The organism is Vibrio sp. 1F169, from assembly GCF_041439605.1.
Classification (GTDB): domain Bacteria; phylum Pseudomonadota; class Gammaproteobacteria; order Enterobacterales; family Vibrionaceae; genus Vibrio; species Vibrio tasmaniensis_A.
The window spans coordinates 1-3,712 of record NZ_JBGOOI010000138.1; the positions used below are offsets into that span (position 1 = coordinate 1).

Here is a 3,712-nt window from a genome sequence, read left to right on the forward strand (position 1 = left end):
ATCCAACCTTTAGTCACTGATTTCATCACTTAGCTCGCTTCTGGTGTTGCTTTTTTATCGCACGCTAAATTTTCTGAAGATTGTTCTTCCTGCTTTGTCTCAAACTTCGTGAACACGTAAAGTGCGACCACAATTAATGAAACAACGATGGTTTTGCCCATTGCCATCTGTTCGCCAAGTGTTAAAACCGCCACTAAGTAGCCAACCAAAGGCATGAGATTTAATGCCATCGTTGCCTTTTCGACACCGATACGCTTGAAAGAATACAATTGAATCAAGTAGCTACCGCCAGAGATACCCGTACCTAAGAAAATAAGCAAAGCAATTAACAGCGGGCTAGAGAAGATAATGTAAATCTGAGATAGGTCTAAGCCCATGGTCAATACAACGATGATGCCCATTACTGCAACTGAGATGTATTGGTAAAGCATAGAAACAACTGAACCGTATTTGTCCGCTAAACTAGCTCGTAAGTGAGCTGTCCACGCTAACGCCAGCATTGAACACGTCACGTAAACGTAACCTAGTAGTGGCGTACCACCTTCAATGGAGTTTGTCGGACCAACACTCATTGCGTAAATACAAACCGCCGAAGCAATAAAAGCACCCCACTGAATCTTGTTCATGCGGAAGTTCATAAACATCATGCCAAAGAAAACCGTCGCGAACGGCTGCATGCCTTGAATAACACCGTTTTCAGTCGCACCAATGTGAGAAAGAGAAAGGAAGTTGAACAGTGAAAACACCCCTTGTCCAACGATGCCACAAAGCGCAATGCGACCAATATCTTTGGTATCGATCTTTAACGAAGAACCCAAGTCAGCGCTCAAGCTTTTACTACGTGATGTAAAAAAGAAAATGATGGAAAGGCCAATTACCGCAGTAACGTAGCGGAAAAATACCAATGTCATCGGGTCAACAGCCATAGAGAGCGGCTTAGATACCACCCCAGTTACGCCCCAGATACAGGCAACAGCAATGGCAGCAGTCCATCCTAAAAATGTGTCTCTGTTTGTTGTGTTCATCTGTCTATCTTCCATAATTTTTAGGTAACGGCGGTGCGCACACCGCCTTATTACTCATAATTTTATTTAGTGGTTTTTCGCTAGTTAACGTCTGTCGCCGTTTTCAGCTGAGGCGCTTTTTTCTTCGCCTTACCAAACTTCATGAACAACATCATTGAGCCAATAACGACTGCAATCGCTAGTAGTCGCATTGGCGTTACCGCTTCACCGAGAGCAAACACAGCCAGGACGAAAGAAGACAGAGGCATCAAGTTAAGTGCCATACCCGTTCCGTCTACGCCAACTCGTTCCATTGCATAGATGTAGATTAGGTAGCTGATACCTGAAATACCCACACCCAGAATTGCAATACAAGCAATACGAAGTGGAGAACTGAAAATACCGAGAGCTGAAGAGAAATCGGCGCCGACAACCAGTAGGTAAAGACCGAAGCCAATTGCCGCAAAAACAAACTGGTGATACATCGTCGCCACTGAACCATATTTCTCAGCAAGCTTGGCACGAGCGTAAGCCATCGTGGAGAAGCTCGCGGCACTACCCAGACAGATCAAGTGACCAATGTTAAACCCGCTGCCTTCAACAGAAGGGTCCATAACCAAAATAGCGACACCAACGAAGGCGCCAACAGCTGCCAAGATTTGTAGTGGTGTAAAACGCTCGCCGTGGCGAAGGAAACCGACACACAAAATGATGATTGGGATAAGGCCTTGGATCACGCCGTTTTCTGAAGCGGTAATGTAATCAAGAGATAGGAACGATAGAAAACTGAAAGCACCTTGACCAATAATGCCGCAACATGCCGCCCAGAAGATGTCGTGTCGGTTTGCCCAATTAAGTTTAAAATCGACTTTTTTCTGTGGTTTACCCATCGCATTGCTAACTTGGATAATCACAAACAGCGTAATGAAAGCGACGGTATAGCGAACCCATACCAAGACTTGTGCATCCATTACTTCTAAAATAGGTGTCCCTACGATCCACGGAATACCCCAAAGCATGCCAATGAAAATGGCAGCTAACCAACCTTTAGTTGTATTACTCATCTTAAAATTCCTTTATTCATTGGTTGCTATTGATTTAGCAATTGTCCGTAACCTGGACATTGAGCTTTGTTGCCGACTAAGTGCATGCAGTGCCAGAACATCGCAGAGTTGCTGCACACGACTGGGATACCAAATCGATCTTCAATCTCTTGAATGTGGTCAAGAACACGAAGGTTGGTGCAAGACATAAACACCACATCGGCACCAGAGCCCGGCAACATTTTGCTCAACGCTTCCATCATCGATTCCTTTGAAACCGTCGTGATGTCAGTGTCTTTCTCAATGCCAAGTGAACCTAAAACCGGAACTTCAAAGCCAGCGGCAGTCAGTTGTTGATAAAGAGGGAAATTCACTTCTGTTGGGTAGGGGGAAAACACGGCAACTTTCTTTGCACCCAAGTGCTTAAATGCGGCTTGAGCAGCTGTCCATGGGTTGGTTGCGGGAATATCACCGCGATTTTGTGTAAGAAGGTTAGCGACTTTTTCTTCACCTATAATGATAGAAGCTGAAGTGCAACCAAACGCCATGACATCCATGGGTAAACCCGTCGCTATTAGATCGGATGCTTCGCTGATACCAACCGCAATTTGGTCGAGCGCTTCTGGAGTCATTTCGCTACTGTAATAAACACGGGAGCTAAACACTCCTGCTTGTGTGCCCAGTAATTTTGCCCAGTCCATCTCTAAAGAGTGGTCAGTACTTAGTTGCACTAAACCGATATGAACTCGACCAATCCTTGGAGCCTGAACGTGCTGTAATGGGATTTCAAATTGTCGAAACTGTTCTATTGTTTGCATGAGAAACTCGTATTTTTATAGTTTTTATATGCTGACTCCAGAATCCAGAGTCAGCTTTTGTAGGGTGTTTAATGTGTAAGGTGTTAAATTTTGAGCTAAATAATGATCAGTTCTGGTTCAGCTCGTTCGCTCAACCATTCAGCGCCGTCTTCAGTGATTACGATGTTCTCTTCGTGAACCATCGACTTACCCGGTGCGTAAACCATGCCCGGTTCTAGTGTCATCACCATGCCTGGCTTAAGTACTGTGTTGTCGGTAGCGGTGTTAGACGGGCGCTCTGTCAGCTCCATACCTAATCCATGGCCTAGACGACCAACGTCGTTACCCAATGCACCATTGGCTTCTAAGACTCCCCACATCGCGTTATAGATGTCCGTCGTGGTTGCGCCCGGTTTCGCTGCCTCGAAGCCTTTCGTGGTCGCTTCGTAAGTAGCGCGGTATGCCGCTTTGGTTTGCTCACTTGCATGACCAAATGCCCAGTTGCGGTCGAAATCAGAGAAGTAACCATCACGCACGGCGCCCGTATCGATGATCAACACATCTCCCGGTTCAATAATGCGATCGGTAGGACCCATGATGATGCTGTCATAACCATCAGGCCCTGAGCCTGCGATGATGTAAGGGCATTCGTCCGCACCTTCTAACAACATATCGATACGGAACTGTTTACAGATTTCACGCTCGGTCATGCCGGCTTTTGCGTAACCCGGAATCTTGCTAAACCCAACGTTAGTAATGCGACAGATTTCACGTGTTTTCTCGATTTCAGCTTGTGATTTGATCTGACGAAGCTCATGCATTGCTAAAGACACATCAACAAAGTCTTTCTTAACCATGGTGGTTAATT

At 45.7% G+C, this 3,712-nt stretch carries 4 protein-coding genes; all 4 read right to left on the reverse strand.

Going from position 1 to position 3,712, the window contains the following annotated elements; genetic code table 11:
* Positions 1 to 29 precede the first annotated feature (29 nt).
* Positions 30 to 1,025, reverse strand: a complete 996-nt coding sequence (locus ACED53_RS23005) for a DMT family transporter (protein WP_048662517.1) — start codon at positions 1,023 to 1,025, stop codon at positions 30 to 32.
* An 80-nt stretch (positions 1,026 to 1,105) separates the two neighbouring features.
* A complete protein-coding gene (locus ACED53_RS23010; RefSeq protein WP_048662518.1) occupies positions 1,106 to 2,068 on the reverse strand; it encodes a DMT family transporter in 963 nt (320 codons plus the stop codon).
* Positions 2,069 to 2,094: 26 nt separating this feature from the next.
* Complete coding sequence (locus tag ACED53_RS23015; protein WP_017068125.1) at positions 2,095 to 2,865, reverse strand: aspartate/glutamate racemase family protein; 771 nt, start codon at positions 2,863 to 2,865, stop codon at positions 2,095 to 2,097.
* A 95-nt stretch (positions 2,866 to 2,960) separates the two neighbouring features.
* The coding region (locus ACED53_RS23020) for a M24 family metallopeptidase (RefSeq protein WP_371708940.1) at positions 2,961 to 3,712 on the reverse strand (752 nt) is incomplete at its 5' end.

Excerpts from the sequence above, each read along its gene's own strand:
- ACED53_RS23005 (WP_048662517.1), bottom strand. The coding sequence starts at position 1,025 with ATGAACACAACAAACAGAGACACATTTTTAGGATGGACTGCTGCCATT.
- ACED53_RS23010 (WP_048662518.1), bottom strand. The coding sequence starts at position 2,068 with ATGAGTAATACAACTAAAGGTTGGTTAGCTGCCATTTTCATTGGCATG.
- ACED53_RS23015 (WP_017068125.1), bottom strand. The coding sequence starts at position 2,865 with ATGCAAACAATAGAACAGTTTCGACAATTTGAAATCCCATTACAGCAC.